This is a genomic window from Psychrobacter sp. 1Y4, assembly GCF_051847555.1.
In genome coordinates this window covers 1-800 of the sequence record NZ_JBPYDE010000395.1, presented here as the reverse complement: position 1 = coordinate 800, position 800 = coordinate 1, and the positions used below count along the sequence as shown (strand labels likewise).

The following is an 800-nucleotide window of genomic DNA, read 5'->3' as shown; positions in this document are numbered from 1 at the left end:
GACTATGTTAAAAACATGATCACTGGTGCCGCTCAAATGGACGGCGCAATCCTAGTCGTATCAGCAACTGATGGCCCAATGCCACAAACCCGTGAGCACATCTTGCTATCACGTCAGGTAGGCGTTCCATACATCATCGTCTTCATGAACAAATGCGACTTAGTCGACGACGAAGAGCTACTAGAACTGGTTGAAATGGAAGTTCGTGAACTTCTAAACGACTACGACTTCCCAGGTGACGACACCCCAATCATCAAAGGCAGTGCCACCCAAGCCCTAAAAGGCGACGAAGGCAAATACGGCCAACCAGCAGTCGTAGAACTACTAGAAGTTCTAGACAGCTACATCCCAGAGCCTGAGCGTGACGTCGACAAAGCATTCCTAATGCCAATCGAAGACGTATTCTCAATCTCAGGTCGTGGTACCGTCGTAACCGGCCGTGTTGAATCAGGCATCGTAAAAGTTGGTGACGAGATCGAAATCGTTGGTATCCGTGACACTCAAAAAACCACCTGTACTGGTGTCGAGATGTTCCGTAAACTACTAGACGAAGGTCGTGCTGGTGAAAACTGTGGCGTCCTACTACGTGGTACCAAGCGTGAAGACGTACAACGTGGCCAAGTACTAGCGAAGCCAGGTTCAATCACCCCGCATACCAAGTTTGACGCTGAAGTATACGTATTGTCAAAAGAAGAAGGTGGTCGTCATACGCCATTCCTAAACGGCTATCGTCCACAGTTCTACTTCCGTACCACTGACGTCACTGGCGCAATCCAGTTACAAGACGGTACTGAAATGGT

The 800-nt window shown here is 49.0% G+C and carries 1 protein-coding gene; it reads left to right on the top strand.

The window, feature by feature from the left end; all coding sequences use genetic code 11:
* The coding region (locus tag ACS8FC_RS16555) for an elongation factor Tu (RefSeq protein ID WP_439297581.1) at positions 1 to 800 on the top strand (800 nt) is incomplete at both ends.